This window comes from Streptomyces sp. NPDC107765, from assembly GCF_055657085.1.
This window is the reverse complement of record NZ_JBVKBL010000005.1, coordinates 151,068-171,189: the sequence shown is the minus strand read 5'-3', so window position 1 is coordinate 171,189 and position 20,122 is coordinate 151,068. Positions and strand designations below refer to the sequence as shown.

At 70.5% G+C, this 20,122-nt stretch carries 22 protein-coding genes and 4 tRNA genes; 6 read left to right on the top strand and 20 right to left on the bottom strand.

Going from position 1 to position 20,122, the window contains the following annotated elements; all coding sequences use genetic code 11:
* Window positions 1–182: 182 nt before the first annotated feature.
* The 8 genes from rplL to ACZ7MX_RS14690 all read right to left on the bottom strand — a co-directional run bounded on the left by rplL (window position 183) and on the right by ACZ7MX_RS14690 (window position 5,511).
* Window positions 183–569: a 50S ribosomal protein L7/L12 gene (rplL, locus tag ACZ7MX_RS14725; protein ID WP_265362214.1), complete on the bottom strand. Its 387-nt coding sequence runs from the start codon at window positions 567–569 to the stop codon at window positions 183–185.
* 126 nt (window positions 570–695) lie between these two features.
* Window positions 696–1,223, bottom strand: coding sequence for a 50S ribosomal protein L10 (gene rplJ / locus ACZ7MX_RS14720; RefSeq protein ID WP_030413003.1), 528 nt, complete (start codon window positions 1,221–1,223; stop codon window positions 696–698).
* Between the two features lie 305 nt (window positions 1,224–1,528).
* Window positions 1,529–2,374: an SCO4651 family lipoprotein gene (locus tag ACZ7MX_RS14715; protein WP_472132041.1), complete on the bottom strand. Its 846-nt coding sequence runs from the start codon at window positions 2,372–2,374 to the stop codon at window positions 1,529–1,531.
* A gap of 145 nt (window positions 2,375–2,519) precedes the next feature.
* On the bottom strand, window positions 2,520–3,236 hold the full coding sequence (gene rplA, locus ACZ7MX_RS14710) for a 50S ribosomal protein L1 (protein WP_030803104.1): 717 nt from the start codon (window positions 3,234–3,236) through the stop codon (window positions 2,520–2,522).
* Window positions 3,237–3,316: 80 nt separating this feature from the next.
* Window positions 3,317–3,751: a 50S ribosomal protein L11 gene (rplK, locus tag ACZ7MX_RS14705; protein ID WP_030803101.1), complete on the bottom strand. Its 435-nt coding sequence runs from the start codon at window positions 3,749–3,751 to the stop codon at window positions 3,317–3,319.
* A 321-nt stretch (window positions 3,752–4,072) separates the two neighbouring features.
* On the bottom strand, window positions 4,073–4,963 hold the full coding sequence (nusG, locus tag ACZ7MX_RS14700) for a transcription termination/antitermination protein NusG (RefSeq protein ID WP_472132039.1): 891 nt from the start codon (window positions 4,961–4,963) through the stop codon (window positions 4,073–4,075).
* A gap of 72 nt (window positions 4,964–5,035) precedes the next feature.
* Complete coding sequence (gene secE / locus ACZ7MX_RS14695; protein WP_030412997.1) at window positions 5,036–5,332, bottom strand: preprotein translocase subunit SecE; 297 nt, start codon at window positions 5,330–5,332, stop codon at window positions 5,036–5,038.
* 106 nt (window positions 5,333–5,438) lie between these two features.
* Window positions 5,439–5,511 (bottom strand) — tRNA-Trp (locus ACZ7MX_RS14690).
* Window positions 5,512–5,694: 183 nt separating this feature from the next.
* Between ACZ7MX_RS14690 and ACZ7MX_RS14685 the strand changes: the two genes are divergently transcribed.
* Together ACZ7MX_RS14685 and ACZ7MX_RS14680 are read left to right on the top strand one after the other, a co-directional pair.
* Window positions 5,695–6,930, top strand: a complete 1,236-nt coding sequence (locus ACZ7MX_RS14685; protein ID WP_472132037.1) for a pyridoxal phosphate-dependent aminotransferase — start codon at window positions 5,695–5,697, stop codon at window positions 6,928–6,930.
* Between the two features lie 127 nt (window positions 6,931–7,057).
* Window positions 7,058–8,101 carry an adenosine deaminase gene (locus ACZ7MX_RS14680; RefSeq protein ID WP_472132035.1) on the top strand — a complete coding sequence of 348 codons (1,044 nt, stop codon included), beginning with the start codon at window positions 7,058–7,060 and terminating at the stop codon, window positions 8,099–8,101.
* A gap of 97 nt (window positions 8,102–8,198) precedes the next feature.
* Here the strand turns inward: ACZ7MX_RS14680 and ACZ7MX_RS14675 are convergent, their stop codons facing one another.
* The 6 genes from ACZ7MX_RS14675 to ACZ7MX_RS14650 all read right to left on the bottom strand — a co-directional run bounded on the left by ACZ7MX_RS14675 (window position 8,199) and on the right by ACZ7MX_RS14650 (window position 10,771).
* Window positions 8,199–9,293 (bottom strand): UDP-N-acetylmuramate dehydrogenase, encoded by a 1,095-nt coding sequence (locus tag ACZ7MX_RS14675; protein ID WP_472132033.1) that lies wholly within the window; start codon window positions 9,291–9,293, stop codon window positions 8,199–8,201.
* Between the two features lie 60 nt (window positions 9,294–9,353).
* A complete protein-coding gene (locus tag ACZ7MX_RS14670; protein ID WP_030803088.1) occupies window positions 9,354–9,788 on the bottom strand; it encodes a MaoC family dehydratase in 435 nt (144 codons plus the stop codon).
* Window position 9,789: 1 nt separating this feature from the next.
* The gene (locus tag ACZ7MX_RS14665; protein ID WP_472132031.1) at window positions 9,790–10,242 is read right to left on the bottom strand and encodes an FAS1-like dehydratase domain-containing protein; all 453 of its coding nucleotides are present in this window, start codon (window positions 10,240–10,242) and stop codon (window positions 9,790–9,792) included.
* A gap of 84 nt (window positions 10,243–10,326) precedes the next feature.
* Window positions 10,327–10,491 carry a 50S ribosomal protein L33 gene (rpmG, locus tag ACZ7MX_RS14660; protein WP_006604855.1) on the bottom strand — a complete coding sequence of 55 codons (165 nt, stop codon included), beginning with the start codon at window positions 10,489–10,491 and terminating at the stop codon, window positions 10,327–10,329.
* Between the two features lie 88 nt (window positions 10,492–10,579).
* Window positions 10,580–10,652: transfer RNA gene (locus ACZ7MX_RS14655), tRNA-Met, on the bottom strand.
* A gap of 46 nt (window positions 10,653–10,698) precedes the next feature.
* A tRNA-Thr gene (locus ACZ7MX_RS14650) sits at window positions 10,699–10,771 on the bottom strand.
* Window positions 10,772–10,953: 182 nt separating this feature from the next.
* On the opposite strand from ACZ7MX_RS14650, the gene ACZ7MX_RS14645 reads away from it, so the two are divergent.
* Window positions 10,954–12,222, top strand: a complete 1,269-nt coding sequence (locus ACZ7MX_RS14645; protein ID WP_472132029.1) for an amidohydrolase family protein — start codon at window positions 10,954–10,956, stop codon at window positions 12,220–12,222.
* Window positions 12,223–12,324: 102 nt separating this feature from the next.
* Window positions 12,325–12,987 (top strand): NAD(P)H-binding protein, encoded by a 663-nt coding sequence (locus ACZ7MX_RS14640; RefSeq protein ID WP_472132027.1) that lies wholly within the window; start codon window positions 12,325–12,327, stop codon window positions 12,985–12,987.
* An 88-nt stretch (window positions 12,988–13,075) separates the two neighbouring features.
* On the opposite strand, the gene ACZ7MX_RS14635 is transcribed toward ACZ7MX_RS14640, so the two are convergent.
* Window positions 13,076–13,157 (bottom strand) — tRNA-Tyr (locus tag ACZ7MX_RS14635).
* 190 nt (window positions 13,158–13,347) lie between these two features.
* Between ACZ7MX_RS14635 and ACZ7MX_RS14630 the strand changes: the two genes are divergently transcribed.
* Window positions 13,348–13,836 carry a YajQ family cyclic di-GMP-binding protein gene (locus ACZ7MX_RS14630; RefSeq protein WP_030412989.1) on the top strand — a complete coding sequence of 163 codons (489 nt, stop codon included), beginning with the start codon at window positions 13,348–13,350 and terminating at the stop codon, window positions 13,834–13,836.
* A 153-nt stretch (window positions 13,837–13,989) separates the two neighbouring features.
* Entirely contained in the window at window positions 13,990–14,727 is a 738-nt protein-coding gene (locus tag ACZ7MX_RS14625) for an antibiotic biosynthesis monooxygenase (protein ID WP_472132025.1), read from the top strand.
* A 272-nt stretch (window positions 14,728–14,999) separates the two neighbouring features.
* Here ACZ7MX_RS14625 and ACZ7MX_RS14620 read toward each other — a convergent pair whose 3' ends face one another.
* The 5 genes from ACZ7MX_RS14620 to ACZ7MX_RS14600 form a co-directional block, all read right to left on the bottom strand.
* Window positions 15,000–15,221: a hypothetical protein gene (locus ACZ7MX_RS14620; protein ID WP_472132023.1), complete on the bottom strand. Its 222-nt coding sequence runs from the start codon at window positions 15,219–15,221 to the stop codon at window positions 15,000–15,002.
* 139 nt (window positions 15,222–15,360) lie between these two features.
* Window positions 15,361–15,753: a YccF domain-containing protein gene (locus tag ACZ7MX_RS14615; protein WP_472132022.1), complete on the bottom strand. Its 393-nt coding sequence runs from the start codon at window positions 15,751–15,753 to the stop codon at window positions 15,361–15,363.
* Window positions 15,754–15,877: 124 nt separating this feature from the next.
* On the bottom strand, window positions 15,878–16,744 hold the full coding sequence (gene htpX, locus ACZ7MX_RS14610) for a zinc metalloprotease HtpX (RefSeq protein WP_472132020.1): 867 nt from the start codon (window positions 16,742–16,744) through the stop codon (window positions 15,878–15,880).
* Between the two features lie 205 nt (window positions 16,745–16,949).
* Window positions 16,950–18,479 carry an NADH-quinone oxidoreductase subunit N gene (locus tag ACZ7MX_RS14605; RefSeq protein ID WP_472132018.1) on the bottom strand — a complete coding sequence of 510 codons (1,530 nt, stop codon included), beginning with the start codon at window positions 18,477–18,479 and terminating at the stop codon, window positions 16,950–16,952.
* Complete coding sequence (locus tag ACZ7MX_RS14600) at window positions 18,479–20,122, bottom strand: complex I subunit 4 family protein (protein WP_472132016.1); 1,644 nt, start codon at window positions 20,120–20,122, stop codon at window positions 18,479–18,481. Before ACZ7MX_RS14600 ends, ACZ7MX_RS14605 begins: the two co-directional genes overlap by 1 nt.

Genomic DNA, 20,122 nt, shown 5'->3' with positions numbered 1-20,122 from the left:
CTGCGAGATCGTCACATGGGAGCACGTCCGGGCAACGAAGATCACCATACTCGCACTCCGGCCGGAGACAACGCAGCCCGGGCGAGCACGCCGAAGGGCGACCACCCGTATGGGTGATCGCCCTTGGCTGGGTGTCCGTTACACCTCAGGTGACACGGACGTGAGTCGGAGACTCAGCGGGGTCACTTGACCTCGACGGAGGCACCGGCGCCCTTGAGGGCCTCGGCGGCCTTCTCGGCGGCGTCCTTGGCGACCTTCTCGAGGACCGGCTTCGGGGTGCCGTCCACGAGGTCCTTGGCCTCCTTCAGGCCCAGGGAGGTCAGCTCACGCACGACCTTGATGACCTGGATCTTCTTGTCGCCGGCACCGGTGAGGATGACGTCGAACTCGTCCTTCTCCTCCTCGGCGGCGGCGGCCGGGGCACCCGGGACACCGGCGGCGACGACGGCGGCCGGGGCGGCAGCGGTGACGTCGAACTTCTCCTCGAACGCCTTCACGAACTCGGAGAGCTCGATGAGGGTCATCTCCTCGAACTGCGCGAGCAGGTCTTCCTGGCTGAGCTTCGCCATGATGGGCGATCCTTCCACTAATTCGGCTGGTGCCGGATGTACATGTGAGGCGGGCGTACGTTCGGGCCCGCTGTGGCCTCCCGGCCTAGGCGTACCTGGGCGCGGGGTGCCAATGTGCGAGCCGAATTACTCGGCACCGCCCTGCTCGGCCTGCTTGGCGCGAAGCGCTTCCGCGGTGCGGACGAACTTCGACGGCAGCGCCTGGAAGAGCGCGGCAGCCTGCGACTGCTTGCCCTTCATGGCACCGGCCAGCTTGCTGAGCAGAACCTCGCGGGACTCGAGGTCCGCAAGCTTCTTGATCTCGTCGGCGGACAGCGCCTTGCCTTCAAGGACACCGCCCTTGATGACGAGAGCGGGGTTGTCCTTGGCGAAGTCACGAAGACCCTTCGCCGCCTCGACCGGGTCACCGGTCACAAAGGCGACAGCCGTCGAGCCACTGAGGTGCTCGTCCAGCTGAATCCCGGCCTCATTGGCCGCGATCTTGGTCAGCGTGTTCTTCACCACACGGTACTGAGCGTTCTCGCCGAGCGAACGACGCAGCTGCTTGAGCTGCGCCACAGTCAGTCCGGTGTAAGAGGTCACAACAGCCGCGTTGGAGTTACGGAGCTTCTCCGTGATCTCCTCAACAGCTGCGATCTTGTCGGACGTCGCCATGAGCCTCGGCCTCCTTCCGGGTGATGAGGACCGCGCAGAAGGGGCTGGGCAAAACAAACGCCCCGGCGCAGGCGCACGGGGCGAGAACTCGACCAGGCTGACGCCCGGGAGCTTTCTTCCACAGTCACCTGCGCAGGTCGTCCGCAGCTAGCGGATCCTTCGGCCTCCACACGCCCGGGTTCGGACGCGCAGCGACAACCAGCGGTCTTTGGCTTCCCGCATACGGTACGGGAGCGACCCGCGTCAGGCAAATCGGCCGACAGGGGGCGCCGGCCACGCCCCCTGCCCGCCGTTCAACGGCTCACTTACGGCTTGCCGACCTTGTCGAAGTCCACCGTGTCACCGGCCGCCGGCGCCTCGTCGGGGACCTTGGTGCCGTAGTTCGAGTAGAAGACCGTGGAGTCGTACGGAACCTTGCCGCCGACCAGGTGCTCACGCTTCTTGACCAGCAGGTTGTCCGACCCGATCCACAGGTCGATGGCCTCCTGGCCCGCACCGGAGGTCTTGAGCTGCTGCTCCAGCGCCTTCATGTCCGACTCGCTGACGTTCTTCGACTGCATGCGGGTCAGCTCGGAGATCGAGAGGGTGCCGGTGTAGTGGGTGGCCTGAACGCCGCGGACGTCCTCCTTGCCGGCCTCCTTGACCTTGCCGGAGGCGATCAGCAACTCCATCGCCCGCGTCGGGTTGTTGTTGTTCATCTGGTCCTTGATCAGGGCGCCGGCCGGGCCCATCTTCTTGGCCAGGGCGTCGTAGTCGTACTTGATCCAGGACTTGCCGCCCACCGGCGTGCCCATGTTCATGTACATCGCGTCGGACGTGTACACCGCCTTCGTGGGCTTGCCGGCCATCAGGCCCGCGGACTGCGTGATGTCGAGGTTCATCCGCATGCCCTGGGACCAGTCCATCGCACCCTTCATCGACTGGGTGGAGGCGGCGTTCTTGAGCGTGCCGTCGACCTGGGCGGACTTCTTGCCGCCGGTCTGCTGTGCCGCCGTCTTCAGCGACGCCAGCGCGACCTGGAGCGGGGACTGGCCGGAGCCCGATCCGCCGCCGCTGCCGCCGGCGTTGTCGCTCTTGGCGCCGTTACAGGCCGTCAGACCGGCCATCATGACAACTCCCGCCACCACGGCGGTCATACGCGTGCTGCGCACTGGGCTCCCCCTTAGAAATCCCGTACTGGACGTCGGGAGGACTTTAGACCAGAGGAGTGACACCGCATGCGTCAGGCCCCGCCCTCCGTAGGGGAGAGCGGGGCCTGAAGGCGTTACGCGCGCGCCGAGGCGTCGATCAGGGAGATCAGACGGCCTCGTCCTCGACGAGGAGGTTGCGGGTGCGGTTGCTGTCCACCGGGATGCCGGGGCCCATCGTGGTGGTGATGGTGGCCTTCTTGATGTACCGGCCCTTGGCGGCGGACGGCTTGAGGCGGGTGATCTCCTCAAGGGCCGCGGCGTAGTTCTCCACCAGCTTGGTCTCGTCGAAGGAGACCTTGCCGATGATGAAGTGGAGGTTCGCGTGCTTGTCCACGCGGAACTCGATCTTGCCGCCCTTGATGTCGGTGACGGCCTTGGCGACGTCCGGGGTGACCGTGCCGGTCTTCGGGTTCGGCATCAGACCACGGGGACCGAGCACGCGGCCGAGGCGGCCGACCTTGCCCATCAGGTCCGGGGTGGCGACGACGGCGTCGAAGTCCAGACGGCCCTTGGAGACCTCGTCGATCAGTTCGTCCGAGCCGACGATGTCGGCGCCGGCGGCTTCCGCGGCCGCAGCACGGTCACCGGTCGCGAAGACCAGGACCCGGGCGGTCTTACCGGTGCCGTGCGGGAGGTTCACGGTGCCACGGACCATCTGGTCGGCCTTGCGCGGGTCGACACCCAGACGCATGGCGACCTCGACGGTCGCGTCGAACTTGGCGGACGAGGTTTCCTTGGCGAGACGGACGGCCTCGAGCGGGGCGTACAGACGCTCCCGGTCGATCTTCGCGTCCGCGTTGCGAAGAGTCTTGCTGCGCTTCACTTCTGCTCCTGATGCAGTGGGATGGAGTCGTGGTCCGGACCAGCGCCTGGTCCTGCCACGGGGTGCCAAAGAGGCTGTGATCAGCCCTCGACCGTGATGCCCATGGAACGGGCGGTGCCGGCGATGATCTTCTCGGCGGCGTCCAGGTCGTTGGCGTTCAGGTCGGGCATCTTGGTGGTGGCGATGTCGCGGACCTGGTCACGGGTGATCTTGGCGACCTTGGTCTTGTGCGGCTCGCCGGAGCCCTTCTCCACGCCCGCGGCCTTCAGGATGAGCTTCGCGGCCGGGGGGGTCTTGGTGACGAAGGTGAAGGAACGGTCCTCGTAGACCGTGATCTCCACCGGCACGACCATGCCACGCTGCGACTCGGTCGCGGCGTTGTAGGCCTTGCAGAACTCCATGATGTTGACGCCGTGCTGACCCAGCGCGGGGCCGACCGGCGGAGCCGGGTTCGCCGCACCGGCGCTGATCTGGAGCTTGATGAGCCCCGTGACCTTCTTCTTCTTGGGAGGCATGCTCTCTCCGGGTCCTGGTTTCCCTCGCTCACCTCCGGGCGCTTGGTCCCGGTGTCGACGGTCGACCGTGCTCGGGCCCTCGTTCCTCGGGCCCTCCGCGCGCTCTCCCTTTCGACACCGGCGCGCCCTTCGGCTCGCTCGGTTGTGAGAGTGTTTCGCCGATCCATCCGGTCATCCGGATGGAGGCATACCGCACAACGATAACGGGTATGGTCGCACGGCCAAAAACCGACAGGTCAGACAGGCTGGCGCCCGTCTGACCTGGCCGGTGGCTGGTGGTCCGGAAAGGCCCTGCGGCCCTCCCGGATCAGGGGAACTCGATCAGTTCTTCTGGATCTGGTCGAAGGACAGCTCGACCGGGGTCTCCCGGCCGAAGATCTCGACCAGGCCCTTGACCTTCTTCGAGTCGGCGTTGATCTCGTTGATCGTCGCCTGGAGCGTCGCGAACGGACCGTCGGTGACCGTGACGGAGTCGCCCACCTCGAAGTCCAGGACCTGGACCTCGACCTTGCGGGACGGCGCCGGCTTGCCCTCGGCCGCGGCGGCCTCCTTGGCGGCCTTCTCCTCGGCCTCCGGGGCGAGCATCTTGACGATCTCGTCCAGCGTCAGCGGGTAGGGGTCGTAGGCGTTGCCGACGAAGCCGGTGACGCCCGGGGTGTTGCGGACGACGCCCCAGGACTCGTTCGTCAGGTCCATGCGCACGAGCACGTAGCCCGGGAGCTTGTTCTGGCGGACGGTACGGCGGTCGCCGTTCTTGATCTGGACGACCTCTTCCTGCGGCACCTCGGCCTGGAAGATGTAGTCCTCGACGTTCAGCGAGACGGCGCGCTGCTCGAGGTTGGTCTTCACGCGGTTCTCGTAGCCCGCGTAGGTGTGGATGACGTACCACTCACCGGGCAGACCGCGCAGTTCGTCGCGGAGGGCGGCCACCGGGTCGACCGGCTCCTGCTCCTCGGCCGACTCGTCCTCGGCCGCCTCGTCCTCGGCGACCTCGGCGGTGGCCTCGGCGTCCTCCTCGACGTGCACCGCGGCCTCTTCGGCGGGCTCGCCGGCGGCGGCTTCCTCGGCGTCGAGCTCGTCGACGGTGTCGGCGCCCTCGACGATCTCCTGCGCGGTGTCTTCGCCCTCGACCTCGGCCGAGGCAGCCGCGTCAACGTCGGCCGCTGCCGTCTCGGCGGATTCGGCGGCGTCGTTCAGGTTCGGGTCAGACACGGTGGCTGCTTCTTCCTGGCTTCAAGGGGTTGAACATGCGAAATGGCGCCCGCGCAGGCGCCCTCCGCGGGATCAGCCGAAGACGTACCCGACGACTCGGTTGATTCCCAAGTCAATCACGGTTACGAGACCGATGATGATGACAACGAAGACGATCACCACGCTGGTGTACGTCGACAGCTGGCTGCGCGTGGGCCAGACGACCTTGCGGAGCTCCGCGATGACCTGGCGGTAGAAAAGCGCAAGGCGCGCGAAGGGACCCTTCTTGCCGCGCTTGCCGCCACGCCGGGGCTTCTTCTGGGACTCGGCGGCCTCGTCCTCGGAGCGACCGCGCTCAGGCATGTCGATGGAGCCCAGGGCGTCCGTCACTCGTCCTCACCTGAATCCGGTTCGTGGCCGTGCCGCGCCCTGCCCTGCCGCACGGCGGTGCATTTCATACGTACACGTGCACGCACTGCGGTGAGAGTGCGTGTAGCAGGGCCGGAGGGACTTGAACCCCCAACCGCTGGTTTTGGAGACCAGTGCTCTACCAATTGAGCTACGACCCTTTGTGGTTCCCCCAACCTACCGCATGCGTGCGACTGCACTAAGTGCGTTCGCCGTGCCTGCCTGTTGAGGGCCAACGATCAGCGAGTGTACGTGCTTCCGGGCCGGGCGTCGAACACGATCCTCCCGGGTGGTGCCCGCAAACCCGCGTACCGGGCCCGGCGGAGGTCTGCAACGATGCATGTATGAGCGCTGCGAACCCTTCCGTTTCGTCCCCCGCCGACCGCCGGGTCTCGGCCCGCGTCGGTTCGATCTCCGAGTCCGCGACCCTCGCCGTCGACGCCAAGGCGAAGGCCCTCAAGGCCGCCGGACGCCCGGTGATCGGCTTCGGCGCCGGTGAGCCCGACTTCCCCACGCCCGACTACATCGTCGAGGCGGCCGTGGAGGCCTGCCGCAACCCGAAGTTCCACCGCTACACCCCGGCCGGCGGCCTCCCCGAGCTCAAGTCCGCGATCGTCGCGAAGACGCTGCGCGACTCGGGCTACGAGGTCGAGGCCGCGAACGTCCTGGTGACGAACGGCGGCAAGCAGGCGATCTACGAGGCGTTCGCGGCGATCCTCGACCCGGGCGACGAGGTCATCGTGCCCGCTCCGTACTGGACCACCTACCCGGAGTCGATCCGGCTGGCGGGCGGTGTGCCGGTCGACGTGATCGCGGACGAGACCACCGGCTACCGCGTGACCGTCGAGCAGCTGGAGGCGGCGCGCACCGAGCGCACGAAGGTGCTGCTGTTCGTCTCGCCGTCGAACCCGACCGGTGCGGTCTACTCCCGCGAGCAGGTCGAGGCGGTCGGCCGCTGGGCGGCGGAGCACGGCCTGTGGGTCCTCACCGACGAGATCTACGAGCACCTGGTCTACGGCGACGCGCAGTTCGCGTCGCTGCCGGTGGTCGTGCCCGAGCTGCGCGACAAGTGCATCATCGTCAACGGCGTGGCCAAGACGTACGCGATGACCGGCTGGCGGGTGGGCTGGGCGATCGGCCCCAAGGACGTCATCAAGGCCGCGACGAACCTCCAGTCGCACGCCACCTCCAACGTCTCCAACGTCGCGCAGGTGGCGGCCATCGCGGCCGTCTCCGGCGATCTGACGGCCGTCGAGGAGATGAAGGTCGCCTTCGACCGGCGCCGCAGGACGATCGTGCGGATGCTCAACGAGATCGACGGGGTGCTGTGCCCGGAGCCCGAGGGCGCGTTCTACGCGTACCCGTCGGTGAAGGAGCTGCTGGGCAAGGAGATCCGCGGCAAGCGCCCGCAGAGCAGCGTGGAGCTGGCCGAGCTCATCCTGGAGGAGGCGGAGGTCGCCGTCGTCCCGGGTGAGGCCTTCGGCACCCCCGGCTACCTGCGGCTTTCCTACGCGCTGGGCGACGAGGACCTGGTCGAGGGTGTCTCCCGGATCCAGAAGCTGCTGGCGGAGGCCAAGTAGGGCCTTCCCGTTCGGGCAGGTGGGCGGGCGGTCGGACGCGTTCCGGCCGCCCGCTCGTGCGTTCTTCCGGACACCCCTTCGGGAAAGGGCCTACCGGCGTGCCGCCCTGATACGGCAAGATCCTCGAATGGAGAGCTCCCGTGCCCGCGACGGGGCCGCCGCCCGAGACCTGCGCCGGCTGCCGAAGGCCCATCTGCACCTGCACTTCACCGGTTCGATGCGGTCCGCGACCCTGCTGGACCTCGCCGACAAGTACGGGGTCCATCTGCCCGAGGCCCTGCGCAGCGGTGAGCCGCCCCAGCTGCGTGCCACGGACGAGCGGGGCTGGTTCCGCTTCCAGCGGTTGTACGACATCGCGCGCTCGTGCCTGCGTGCGCCCGAGGACATCCAGCGGCTGGTGCGCGAGGCCGCCGAGGAGGACGTCCGGGACGGTTCGCGCTGGCTGGAGATCCAGGTCGACCCGACCTCGTACGCGCCCCGGCTGGGCGGACTGATCCCGGCCCTGGAGATCATCCTGGACGCGGTGCACACCGCCTCGCGGGACACCGGTCTCGGTATCCGCGTGCTGATCGCGGCGAACCGCATGAAGCACCCGCTGGACGCCCGGACGCTGGCGCGGCTGGCGGTGCGCTACGCGGACCGGGGGGTGATCGGTTTCGGGCTCTCCAACGACGAACGCCGGGGTTTCGCCCGGGACTTCGACCGGGCCTTCGCGATCGCCCGGGAGGGCGGTCTGCTGGCGGCGCCGCACGGCGGTGAGCTGTCCGGGCCGGCCAGCGTCCGGGACTGCCTGGACGATCTGCACGCCGGCCGGGTGGGGCACGGCGTACGGGCGGCGGAGGATCCCGCGCTGCTGCGCCGGCTGGCCGAGCGCCAGGTGACCTGCGAGGTGTGCCCTGCCTCCAACGTGGCGCTGGGCGTCTACGAGAAGCCCGAGGACGTACCGCTGCGGACGCTCTTCGATGCCGGGGTGCCGATGGCGCTGGGGGCGGACGACCCGCTGCTGTTCGGCTCGCGGCTGGCCGCGCAGTACGAGCTCGCCCGTACCGCGCACGGCTTCAGCGACGAGGAGCTGGCCGAGCTGGCCCGGCAGTCCGTCCGCGGCTCGCGCGCCCCCGAGGACGAGCAGCGGCGGCTGCTGGCGGAGATCGACGCCTGGCTGGCCGCGTAGAGCGCCAGCGGCGGTCGCAGGGGCTCGGCAGGACCCGAGCAGGCTCCTCTGCCCTCTTCCTGCCTCGGCGGCCCGTCGCGGCGCCCTGGAGGCCCGTCTAGAGGCTGACGCCGACCGTCACGGGTTCGTTGACGAGGGTGATGCCGAAGGCCGCGTGGACGCCGTCCCGGACCTCGCGGGCCAGGGCGAGCAGGTCCTCGGTGGTGGCCTCGCCGCGGTTGGTGAGCGCGAGGGTGTGCTTGGTCGAGATGCGGGCCGGGCCGCTGCCGTAGCCCTTGGTGAAGCCGGCGCGGTCGATGAGCCAGGCCGCGGAGGTCTTCACCAGGCCGTCGCCGGCCGGGAAGGCGGGCGGGGCGGTGTCGGGGCCGAGGCGGTCCCGGACGCGCTCCAGGAAGGCGGCGTGCTCGGCCTCGGTGAGGATCGGGTTGGTGAAGAACGACCCGGCCGACCAGGTGTCGTGGTCGTCGGGGTCCAGCACCATGCCCTTGCCGGCGCGCAGGGCCAGGACGGTCTTGCGGGCGATGTCCAGCGGGACCCGGTCGCCGACCTCGACGCCGAGGGCGCGGGCGGTCTCGGCGTACTTCAGGGGCGCGGAGAGGCCGCCGGCGTCCTCCAGCACGAAGCGGACCCGCAGGACCACGAAGCGGTCGGGGTGCTGCTTGAAGCGGCTGTCGCGGTAGGCGAAGCCGCATTCCTCGTTGGTGAGGGTGACCCTCTCGCCGGCCCGGCGGTCGTAGGCGACGACCTCGGTGATCGTGGTGGCGACCTCCTGGCCGTACGCGCCGACGTTCTGCACCGGGGTGGCGCCGGCCGAGCCGGGGATGCCGGCCAGGCACTCGACGCCGGCCAGTCCGGCGGCGACGGTGCGGGCGACCGCATCGGACCAGTTCTCGCCCGCGGCGAGGGTGAGGGCGGTGCCGTCCAGCTCGAAGCCGGTGGTGGCGATGCGCAGGGCCGTGCCGTCGAAGCCCTTGTCGCTGATGACGAGGTTGCTGCCGCCGCCGATGATCAGCAGGGGCGTGCCGGCGTCGTCGGCCGCGCGGACGGCGGCCACCACCTCGTCGTCGGTGGTGGCCGTGACGAGGCGGGTCGCGGGTCCGCCGAGCCGGAAGGTGGTCAGCGGGGCGAGCGGGGCGTTTGCTTCTCCGTGGCGTTCCTGCACGCGCACAAGGGTACGGGGGCGGTCGGACATTCCCGTCCGGCCGCCCCCGGCTCCGCTTCTCCTGCCGTCGGCTTCGCTTCCTCGGCGGGCTCAGGCCAGGCGGACGACCGCGCGGGACATGCCCAGCACCTTCTGGCCCGCGCTCATCGCGGTGAGGTCGACCCGTACCGTGCGGGCGTCGTCGTCGAGCTTGGCCGCGACCTTGGCGCTGACCTCGATCAGCGCGCCCTGGTCGTCGTTGGGGACGATCACGGGCTTGGTGAAGCGCACGCCGTATTCGGCGACCGCGCCGGGGTCACCGGCCCAGTCGGTGACCACCCGGATCGCCTCGGCCATGGTGAACATGCCGTGGGCGATGACGTCGGGCAGGCCGACCTCCTTGGCGAACTTCTCGTTCCAGTGGATCGGGTTGAAGTCGCCGGAGGCGCCCGCGTAGCGGACGAGTGTGGCGCGGTTCACGGGGAAGGTCTGCGCCGGGAGTTCGGTGCCGACCTCGACGTCGTCGTAAGAGATCTTCGCGGTCATCTCAGGCCTCCTCGGCGCGCCGGGCCACCAGCTTGGTGAAGGCGGTCACGACGTGTTCGCCCGCCTCGTCGTGCACCTCGCCGCGGATGTCGATGATGTCGTTGCCCGCCATGGTCTTGATCGCCTCGATGGTGGAGGTGACGGCCAGCCGGTCGCCGCTGCGCACCGGCCGGGTGTAGGCGAACTTCTGGTCGCCGTGCACCACCCGGCTGTAATCCAGGCCCAGTTGCGGGTCCTCGATAACCTGCCCCGCGGCCTTGAATGTGATCGCGAACACAAAAGTCGGCGGTGCGATCACCTCGGGATACCCGAGCGCCTTGGCAGCATCCGCGTCGGTGTAGGCGGTGTTGGGGTCCCCGATCGCCTCGGCGAATTCCCGGATCTTTTCCCGGCCGACCTCGTACGGGTCGGTGGGCGGGTACGTGCGTCCGACAAAAGACTGGTCGAGCGCCATGGGCTCGCAACCTCCCTGTACTGATGGTGCCAACGCCGTGAGGCCGCCCCCAGCAATGGGGACGGCCTCACGGACGAGCCTGTGTTATCGCGTTTCGCGGTGCGCGGTGTGCGAGTTGCAGCGCGGGCAGTGCTTCTTCATCTCAAGACGGTCCGGGTCGTTACGCCGGTTCTTCTTGGTGATGTAGTTCCGCTCCTTGCACTCCACGCAGGCCAGCGTGATCTTCGGGCGGACGTCGGTGGCAGCCACGTGAGTGCTCCTTGACGGACGGATGGACGGATGAACGCAGAAAAGAGTAGCCGATCGAAGGACCGACCCCACAATCGGCTACTGTCAGTAGCGGTGACCGGACTTGAACCGGTGACACAGCGATTATGAGCCGCTTGCTCTACCGACTGAGCTACACCGCTGCGATGCGATTGGCGCCCACCCGAAGACGGGTGCCTCACACATCAGAGCCCCAATACGGAATCGAACCGTAGACCTTCTCCTTACCATGGAGACGCTCTGCCGACTGAGCTATTGGGGCGAGCGATGAAGACATTACACGGCCCGCCGCCAAACGTGAAATCCGTATCCGCTCCGCGCCCCAACGGCCCCGCGCACCACACCGGTACGACTATTTCGCGCCTGCGCGAAGCTCCCGCGGCGGCGCCCTACGCTCGGGTCAACGCTGCGTGATCTTGCACGCCCGTGGCTTCGAGGAGCGCCATGTCCGAGAGCAGTTCGCCGCAGCCGCACCCCCAGCCGGGAAAGCCCGGAGGACCCGGCCGGTACATGAGGTCGGACGGTGGCGCGCTGGTCCTGTGCGGCGCCCGGCTCGCCGACGGCCGCACCGTGGACGTACGGCTCGGCGGCGGACGCATCGAGGCCGTGGGCACGGCCGGCAGCCTCGCCCCCCAGGGGGCCCGGGTCGACCTGGCCGGCTATCTGCTGCTGCCCGCCCCGGCCGAGCCGCACGCGCACTGTGACACCGCCCTGACGGCGGACTCCGACGGCCCCGCCTCCGGCTCCCCGGAGGACGTCCAGCGGCGCACCACGGAGGCCGCGCTGCTCCAGTTGGGGCACGGGGCCACCGCGTCCCGGAGCCACGTCAGGATCGGCGACGTGCAGGGCCTGCGCTCGCTGGAGGCGGTGTTGCAGGCCCGCCGGTCGCTGCGCGGGCTGGCGGACCTGGCGGCGGTGGCGGTGCCGCGGGTGCTGACCGGGCTCGCCGGGGCCGACGGGCTGGCGATGCTGCGGGACGCCGTCAAGATGGGCGCCTCGGTCATCGGCGGCTGCCCGGACCTGGACCCCGATCCGGCCGGGTACGTCGAGACGGTCCTGGAGCTGGCCGGGGAGCACGGCTGCCCGGTGGACCTGCACACGGACGGTGACGACCCGGCCCGGCTGGCCCGGTTCGCGGCGATGTCCGGCGGGCTGCGGTCCGGCGTCGCGCTGGGCCCGTGCGCCGGGATGGCCCGGATGCCGCGCAGCGTCGCCTCGCGGATCGCCGAGCAACTGGCCGCGGCCGACGTCACCGTGGTCTGTCTGCCGCAGGGCGACTGCACCGGCCTGGAGCGGTACGGCTCGCGGGTGTCGCGGCCGGCTCCGGTGCGGCTGCTGCGGGCGGCCGGGGTGCGGGTGGCGGCCGGCAGCGGGGCGCTGCGGGACGTGGCGAACCCGGTGGGGCGCGGCGACCCGTTGGAGGCCGCGTACCTCCTGGCGTCCCTCGGGGAGGCCACGCCGGAGGCGGCGTACGAGACGGTGAGTTCGGCGGCGCGGACCACGCTGGGGCTGCCCGAGGTGCGGGTCGAGGCGGGCTTCCCGGCGGAGCTGCTGGCGGTGCGCGGCGAGCGGATCGCGGGGGTGCTCTCGCTGGCGTACAGCCGGATCGTGATCCACCGGGGGCGGGTGGTGGCCCGTACCAGCGCGGTGCGCGAGTACTGCGACTCGGCGGCCGAGGTGGCGCTGGAACTTCCCCGGCAGTCGCAGCGCTGACGCCGGGGACCGGTCCGCCCCGTACGAGAACGCGGTGAGAAGCGCCGCTCCCCCGGCCGGGTCCCCCGCGCCGCGGTGGACCTTCGGCGTACCGTCGGCACCATGCGCATTGTCATCGCAGGTGGACATGGTCAGATCGCGCTGCGGCTGGAGCGGCTGCTCGCCAAGCGCGGGGACGAGGTCGCGGGTATCATCCGCCGGCCGGAGCAGGCCGGCGATCTGCTGGCCGCGGGGGCCGAACCGGTGGTCTGCGACCTGGAGTCGGCGTCGGTCGAGGACGTCGCCCGGCACCTGGAGGGCGCCGACGCGGCCGTCTTCGCGGCCGGTGCCGGCCCGGGCAGCGGCACCGAACGCAAGGACACGGTGGACCGCGGCGCGGCGGCGCTCTTCGCGGACGCGGCCGAGGCGGCGGGCGTGCGCCGCTTCCTGGTCATCTCGTCGATGGGCGCCGACCGGGAGCCCCCGGAGGGCACCGATCCGGTCTTCGCCGCGTACCTGCGGGCCAAGGGCGCCGCGGACGCCGACGTACGGTCCCGGGCCGGTCTGGACTGGACGATCCTGCGGCCGGGCCGCCTGACGGACGCCCCCGGCACCGGCCTGGTCACCCTGGCCGACGCCACCGGCCGCGGCGATGTCCCCCGCGACGACGTGGCGGCCACCCTGGTGGAACTCCTCGACGAGCCCCGCACCACCGGCCGCACCCTGGAGCTGATCGGCGGAGACGTGCCGGTGGCGGACGCGGTGAGGACGGTGGCGGCGCACTGAGGGGCGGCGGGGCGCGCCCCCGCGAGGCTCCCCACGCACGAGAAAACCCCCTCTCCTGCTGATTCGCAGGGGAGGGGGTTCCTCAATGTGGCGGCGCCAGGATTCGAACCTGGGAAGGCTGAGCCGGCAGATTTACAGTCTGCTCCCTTTGGCCGCTCGGGCACACCGCCGGGGTTTGCTGCCGGGAGAGCCGCTTTTCGGCGGTGCTCCGTGGCAACGACGTAAACCATACCCGATGGCTGGGGGTGGTTCGCCACTCGATTCGCGAGCGCTGGATCTTGGTGGGGTGGCTAGGCTTGGCAAGCGGTCCGGGGACGGTCCGCACCCCCGACGGATCTACGCACGAGGAGCCAACTCAACATGGCCGACTCCAGTTTCGACATCGTCTCGAAGGTAGAGCGGCAGGAGGTCGACAACGCACTCAACCAGGCCGCCAAGGAGATCTCGACGCGCTACGACTTCAAGGGCGTCGACGCCTCGATCGCATGGTCGGGCGAGAAGATCGAGATGCGGGCCAACGCCGAGGAGCGGGTCAAGGCCGTGCTCGACATCTTCCAGTCCAAGCTGGTCAAGCGCGGGATCTCGCTGAAGGCCCTGGATGCCGGTGAGCCGCAGGCCTCGGGCAAGGAGTACCGGATCTCCGCCTCCCTCCAGGAGGGGATCTCGCAGGACAACGCGAAGAAGGTCGCCAAGATCATCCGCGACGAGGGCCCGAAGGGCGTCAAGGCGCAGGTGCAGGGCGACGAGCTGCGGGTCAGCTCCAAGAGCCGGGACGACCTGCAGGCCGTACAGCAGCTGCTGAAGGGCAAGGACCTGGACTTCGCCCTCCAGTTCGTGAACTACCGGTAGCCGGTAGGGCAGGGCTTCGGCCTTCGGGATGGGGCGGCGCGCCACGGGCGTGCCGCCCCACCGGCGTTTCCGGGCCCGCGCAAGCACGGCCTCCGACCCCCTTTCAGGGATCTCTCTTGACCTCAAGTTTGGTTGAGATTGCAGGCTCCTGGCATGACTTCTCAGGAGAACGTGCAGAGCGGCGAGAGCCTCGTGACCGGTCCCCGCTCAGGCTTTCGTACCGATGTGTTTCCGCAGGTCAGGCGGGCGGGCGTGGGGACCGTACTGATCAGTGAGTGGGATGCCGGGAGCCCGGAGGGACAGCGGGCCGTCCTGGACGGCGTGGCCCGGGCCTGGGAGGGGGCGCCGCTGCCGGCGGGCTTGGTGTCACGGGTGCGGTTCGCCGGGACGGACGGGCGCAGCGTGCTCGACTACGCGCAGTGGACGGGCGATGCGGCGCGCGTGCGCGGCGGGAACGCCGGACTGGCGGAGCGGCTCGCGGGCGGCGCGCCGGCCGTCGCGGGGGACGGCGGCGGCCCCGGTCCCACCCGGTACCGGCTCTACCGCAGTCTGCTGCCCAAGGGCAAGCCGGAGGCGCCGGGCTGCGTCGTGCGGGTCGCCTTCCGTGCGACGGGGCACGACGCGGCCCGGGAGCTCGTGGACGGGCTGCTGGACCTGATCGGTGGCGTCCAGCCGGGCGAGGGCGGGATCGCCTCGCACTTCCACATCAGCGAGGACGGCACCCGGGTCGTCAACTACAGCGAGTGGACGACCGCCGAGGCGCACGAACGGGAGATCACCGGGAGCCTGGGGCGCGGGGGGCCGGTGATGTCCTTCATCGAGGGTCTGGCCGGCGTGACACCGCTCGGCTTCCGGCGGTACGTGGGGCCGCGGGGGCTGGTGCGGGTGTGACCGCCGGCTGCGTGGTTACTCCGGGGTGCCGGGGTGCCCGGCAGCGGGAGGTCCGGCCTGAGCCTCGTCGACCGGGCTCCGGAACGGGTCCGTCGCCGGCGGCGGCGGTGGCGTCGTGACCCGCGGGAGCACCGTTTCGGGTGCGGAGAACAGCGACGTGGTGTCGATGGGTCGTCTCCCTTTCGGGTTGTGGTCCGCAGCTACGTGCGGACGGGTGGTTGCGGTGCCGGGGCGAGGAGGAGCATCCGCCGCGCCCCGACGGCCGCCGGTGCTCAGAGTTTGGTCAACTTGGCGTACGGACTCACGATCCGGGCCTGGAGCGAACCGAAGTCGACGAGCACCGCGACCTCGTCCTCGGTACCGATCACGCGGCCGAGGCCGTGCTCATCGTGTGTGACCCGGTCACCCATCGCGAAGTGCTTGAGAGGTGGCGTGACCGGGGGCTTGAAGGGACTTGACGACAGATGACGCCGGGCTGCGGCTGGCTTGGTCATTGTCGCCAGTATGCGCCCAGGAACGGGCAGCTGGTCGAGTCGGGCGGCGCCCCGGCCGGGAAGAACCGGCTCAGGACCTCGTCTCCCAGGGGCATACGCGCTGGTCAGGGTGGGTGAACGGAGCACCCGCCCGGTTTCCTCAGCGGGTTGCGAAAGGCTGGTCCGTGGGCACGATCTCGCGGCCGAGCGGCAGCAGGGAGACCGGGATCATCTTGAAGTTGGCGATGCCGAACGGGATGCCGATGATCGTCACGCACAGGGCAAGGCCGGTGACGATGTGGCCGAGCGCCAGCCACCAGCCCGCGAAGATGATCCAGATGACGTTGCCGATGACGGAGCCGGCACCGGCGTCGCGCCGGACGACGGTCGTACGGCCGAAGGGCCACAGGGCGTAGCCGGCGATGCGGAAGGACGCGATGCCGAACGGGATCGTGATGATCAGGATGCAGCAGATGATGCCCGCGAGGACGTAGCCGAGGGCCAGCCAGAACCCGCTGAGGATCAGCCAGAGGATGTTGAGGATGAGCTTCATGATCGGCAGCCTTCCACGGGCACGGCGAACGGGGTAACTGCCCTGCTAGACGCACCGGGGCCGGTGGAGCGTTGCGTTCATGATGCGCCGGTGCCCGGGGGTCGGCCAGCGGTGTTCGCGGGGGTCAGGGGCGGTGGTGGCCGGCCATCTGCTCCAGGCGGGCGATGCGTTCGCGCATCGGGGGGTGGGTGGAGAACAGCTTGGACATGCCCTCGCCGGCCCGGAACGGGTTGGCGATCATCATGTGGCCGGCGGTCTCCAGCCGCGGCTCGGGCGGGAGCGGCAGCTGCTGGGTGCCGATCTCCAGCTTGCGCAGGGCGGAGGCCAGGGCGAGCGGGTCGCCGGTGAGCTGGGCGCCCGAGGCGTCGGCCTGGTACTCGCGGGAGCGGCTGACCGCCAGCTGGATGAGCGAGGCCGCGACCGGGCCGAGGATCGCGATCAGCAGCATGCCCAGCAGACCGGGTCCCTCCTCGTCCTCGGACCGGCCTATGGGAATCAGCCAGGCGAAGTTGACCAGGAACATCACGACGGAGGCCAGCGCGCCCGCGACGGACGAGATGAGGATGTCGCGGTTGTAGACGTGGCTGAGCTCATGGCCGATGACGCCGCGCAGCTCGCGCTCGTCGAGGAGGCGGAGGATGCCGTCGGTGCAGCAGACCGCGGCGTTGCGCGGGTTGCGGCCGGTGGCGAAGGCGTTCGGCGCCTGGGTCGGGGAGATGTACAGCCGCGGCATGGGCTGGCGGGCGGCCGTCGACAGCTCGCGGACCATGCGGTAGAGCTGCGGCGCCTCGAACTCGCTCACCGGGCGGGCCCGCATGGCGCGCAGGGCGAGCTTGTCGCTGTTCCAGTACGCGTAGGCGTTGGTCGCCAGGGCGACGAGAACGGCGACGATCAGGCCCGTACGCCCGAAGAAACTGCCGATCAGGATGATGAGTGCGGACAGTCCCCCGAGGAGTACGGCGGTTCTGAGCCCGTTGTGCCGGCGGTGCACGGTACGCCCTCCAAGCGGTGCGGCAGGGGAACCCTGTGCTGCGTTGCTCCACTCTCCAGTGGACCCTTACTCACTGGTCAACGCGAGATGAACGGGCCGGGTTCCCGGTGCCCGGGCGACGGGGCCGGGGACGGGCGTCAGGGACCCGTCCGTGGGGGCGTGGGCGCCCCGGCGCCGTATGGGTGGCCCGGGTCCGCCGCGTCCGTCAGAGGAGCGCGCCGGAGGCGAAGCGCAGGACGAGCTGGGGCGCGCCGGAGAGGACGACGCCGAGGACGGCGGCGAGGGCGATGGCGGTGGCCAGCGGGGCCGGGATCCGGGGGGCGGGCGGCCGCGGCCCGGCGGGTTCGGGTGCGGGTTCCTCGGCGCCCCGGAAGAGCACCGCCGTCCACTGCAGGTAGTAGTAGAGCGCGATCACGACGTTGACGGCCATGACCACGGCGAGCCAGGCCAGCCCGGCGTCGACGGCCGCGGAGAACACCGTGACCTTGGCGAACAGCCCGATGATGCCCGGCGGAAGACCGGCCAGGCAGAGCAGGAAGAAGCCCATGGCGAGCGCGACGAGCGGCCGGCGGGCGTACAGGCCCCGGTAGTCGGTGATGCGGTTGGCGGGGCGCGTACGGGCCACCAGGGCGGCGACGGCGAACGCGCCGAGGTTCACGGCCGCGTACATCAGGGCGTAGGCGACGGTGGCGCCGATGGCGTGCGCCGGCCGGTGGGTGTAGCCCGCGGCGGCCAGCGGCACCAGGAGGTAGCCGGCCTGGCCGACCGACGACCAGGCGAGCAGGCGGACCGCGCTGTGTTCCCGGCGCGGGTCCTGGCGGAGGGCGGCGACGTTGCCGACGGTCATGGTGAGCGCGGCGAGGACGGCCAGCGCCGGGCCCCAGACGTCGGCGTACGCCGGGAAGCCCTGGACGGTGACCAGGATCAGGCCGGAGAAGCCGACGGCCTTGCCGACCACGGAGAGGTAGCCGGCGATCGGCAGCGGCGCGCCGACGTAGGTGTCAGGCACCCAGAAGTGGAACGGGGCGGCCGCCGTCTTGAAGGCGAAGCCGACCAGGGTGAGCGCGACGCCGGCGCTGGCCAGGGTGGCGAGGCGGGCGTCGGGGAGGCCGGTGAGGGCGTGCGCCACCCGGGAGAGGTAGAGGCTGCGGGTGGCGGCGTAGACGAAGCTGACGCCGAGCAGCATCACGGCGGTGGCGGCCACCGAGGAGAGGAAGAACTTCAGCGCCGCCTCGGAGGAGAGCCGGTCGCCGCGCCGCAGGCCCACCAGGGCGAAGGCCGGCAGCGAGGCGACCTCCAGGGCGATGACGAGGGTGGCCAGGTCCCGGGAGGCGGGCAGCAGGGCGGCACCGGCGGCCGAGGACAGCAGCAGGAACCAGTACTCGCCGGCGGGCAGGTCGTGGTCCTTGATGGTGTCGAGGGACAGCAGGGCGGTCAGCAGCGCGCCGCCGAGCACCAGGAACTGGATGACCAGGGCGAACGGGTCGGCGACGTAGCTGCACACGTCGGGGTGCCCGGGGAGGCAGAAGGTACGCCGGTCGACGCCCAGGAGGGGCAGCAGGGACAGCGCGGCGAGGACGAGGCCCGCGGTGGCGGCCCAGCCCAGCAGCGGCTTGCGGGCCGCGGGCACGAACAGGTCGGCGACCAGCACCACCAGGGCGACGACCGCGGTGATGGTGGGCGGGGCGACGGCGATCCAGTCGACGGACTGGACCAGAGAGGTGACCGAGCTCATCACTTACCGCCTCCGAGGAGCTGCTGGACGGCCGGGTCGGTGAGGCCGAGGAGGGCCGCGGGCCACAGTCCGGCGAGGACGGTGAGGGCGGCCAGGGGGGACCAGGACGCGTACTCGTAGCCCGCGAGGTCGGGGACGGCCGGGGCGGGGGCGGGGGTGGCCGCCGCGGGCCGCTCCCGGTCGCCGTCGGCGCCGCCGAGCGGGGCGGTGGGGGCGAGGTGCGGGGTGCCGCCCATGCAGACCCGGCGGACGACGAGGAGGAGGTACGCGGCGGTCAGCAGGGTGCCGAGGCCGGCCAGCACCATGAACGTGAGGAAGGCCGGGCGGCTCAGGCCCGCGGCGGGCCGGAAGGCGCCGAACATGGCGAGCATCTCGCCCCAGAAGCCGGCCAGTCCGGGCAGGCCGAGCGAGGCGACCGCACCGAAGGCGAGCAGGCCGCCGAAGCGGGGGGCCTTGCCGTAGAGGGCGGCGCCGGTGGTGCCGGCGAGGGCGTCGAGGTCGGTGGTGCCGTAGCGGTCCTTGAGGGCGCCGACGAGGAAGAACAGCAGGCCGGTGATCAGGCCGTGCGCGATGTTGGCGAACAGGGCGCCGTTGACGCCGGTGGGGGTCATGCTGGCGATGCCGAGCAGGACGAAGCCCATGTGGCCGACGGAGCTGTAGGCGATCAGGCGCTTGAGGTCGCCCTTGGCACCCTTGCGGACGAGGGCGAGGCAGGCGAGCGAGCCGTAGATGATGCCGACGGCGGCGAACGCGGCGAGGTAGGGCGCGTAGGTGTGCATGCCCTCCGGGGTGATGGGCAGCGCGATCCGGACGAACCCGTAGGTGCCCATCTTCAGCAGGACGCCGGCCAGCAGCACCGAGCCGACGGTGGGGGCGGCGGTGTGCGCGTCGGGCAGCCAGCTGTGCAGCGGCCACATCGGGGACTTGACGGCCAGTCCGATCCCGACCGCGAGCACCGCGAGGAGCTGGACGGTGTGGCTGAGCTGGGCTTTCGGGCCGTTGTCAGTGGCGAGTGCGACCATGTCGAACGTGCCGGATTTCACGCCGATGAGGAGGAGGCCGAGCAGCATCACGACGGAGCCGAGCAGCGTGTAGAGGATGAACTTCCATGCCGCCGCCTGCTTCCCCGCACCGCCCCAGCGGGCGATGAGGAAGTACATCGGGATGAGGACCATCTCGAAGGCGAGGAAGAAGAGCATCAGGTCCAGGACGGCGAAGGTGGCGAGGGTGCCGGCCTCCAGGACGAGCAGCAGGGCCACAAATGCCTTGGGAGACGGGCCCGTTGGCATGTGGAAGTAGGAGTAGAGCGCGCAGAGGAAGGTCAGCAGCGCGGTCATGACGACGAGGGGGAGCGAGATGCCGTCGACGCCGAGATGGATGCGGATGCCGAGCGCCGGGATCCAGCTGATGTCGGTGGTGGCCTGCATACGCGCCGGCTGAGCGTGGTTGAAGCCGGCGGCCAGCGCGATGCTGGCGGCGAGCACGACGCCGGTGACGGTCACGCCGTGGCGCAGTACGGCCTGGTCGGGGTTCTTGCCCCGCAGACCGGGCGGCGCGGGCAGCAGCGCGGCGAGCGCGCCGAGGAGGGGGAGGGCGACGATGCCCACGAGGAGGATCTGCAGGGTGGTCTGAGTCAGGTGCAT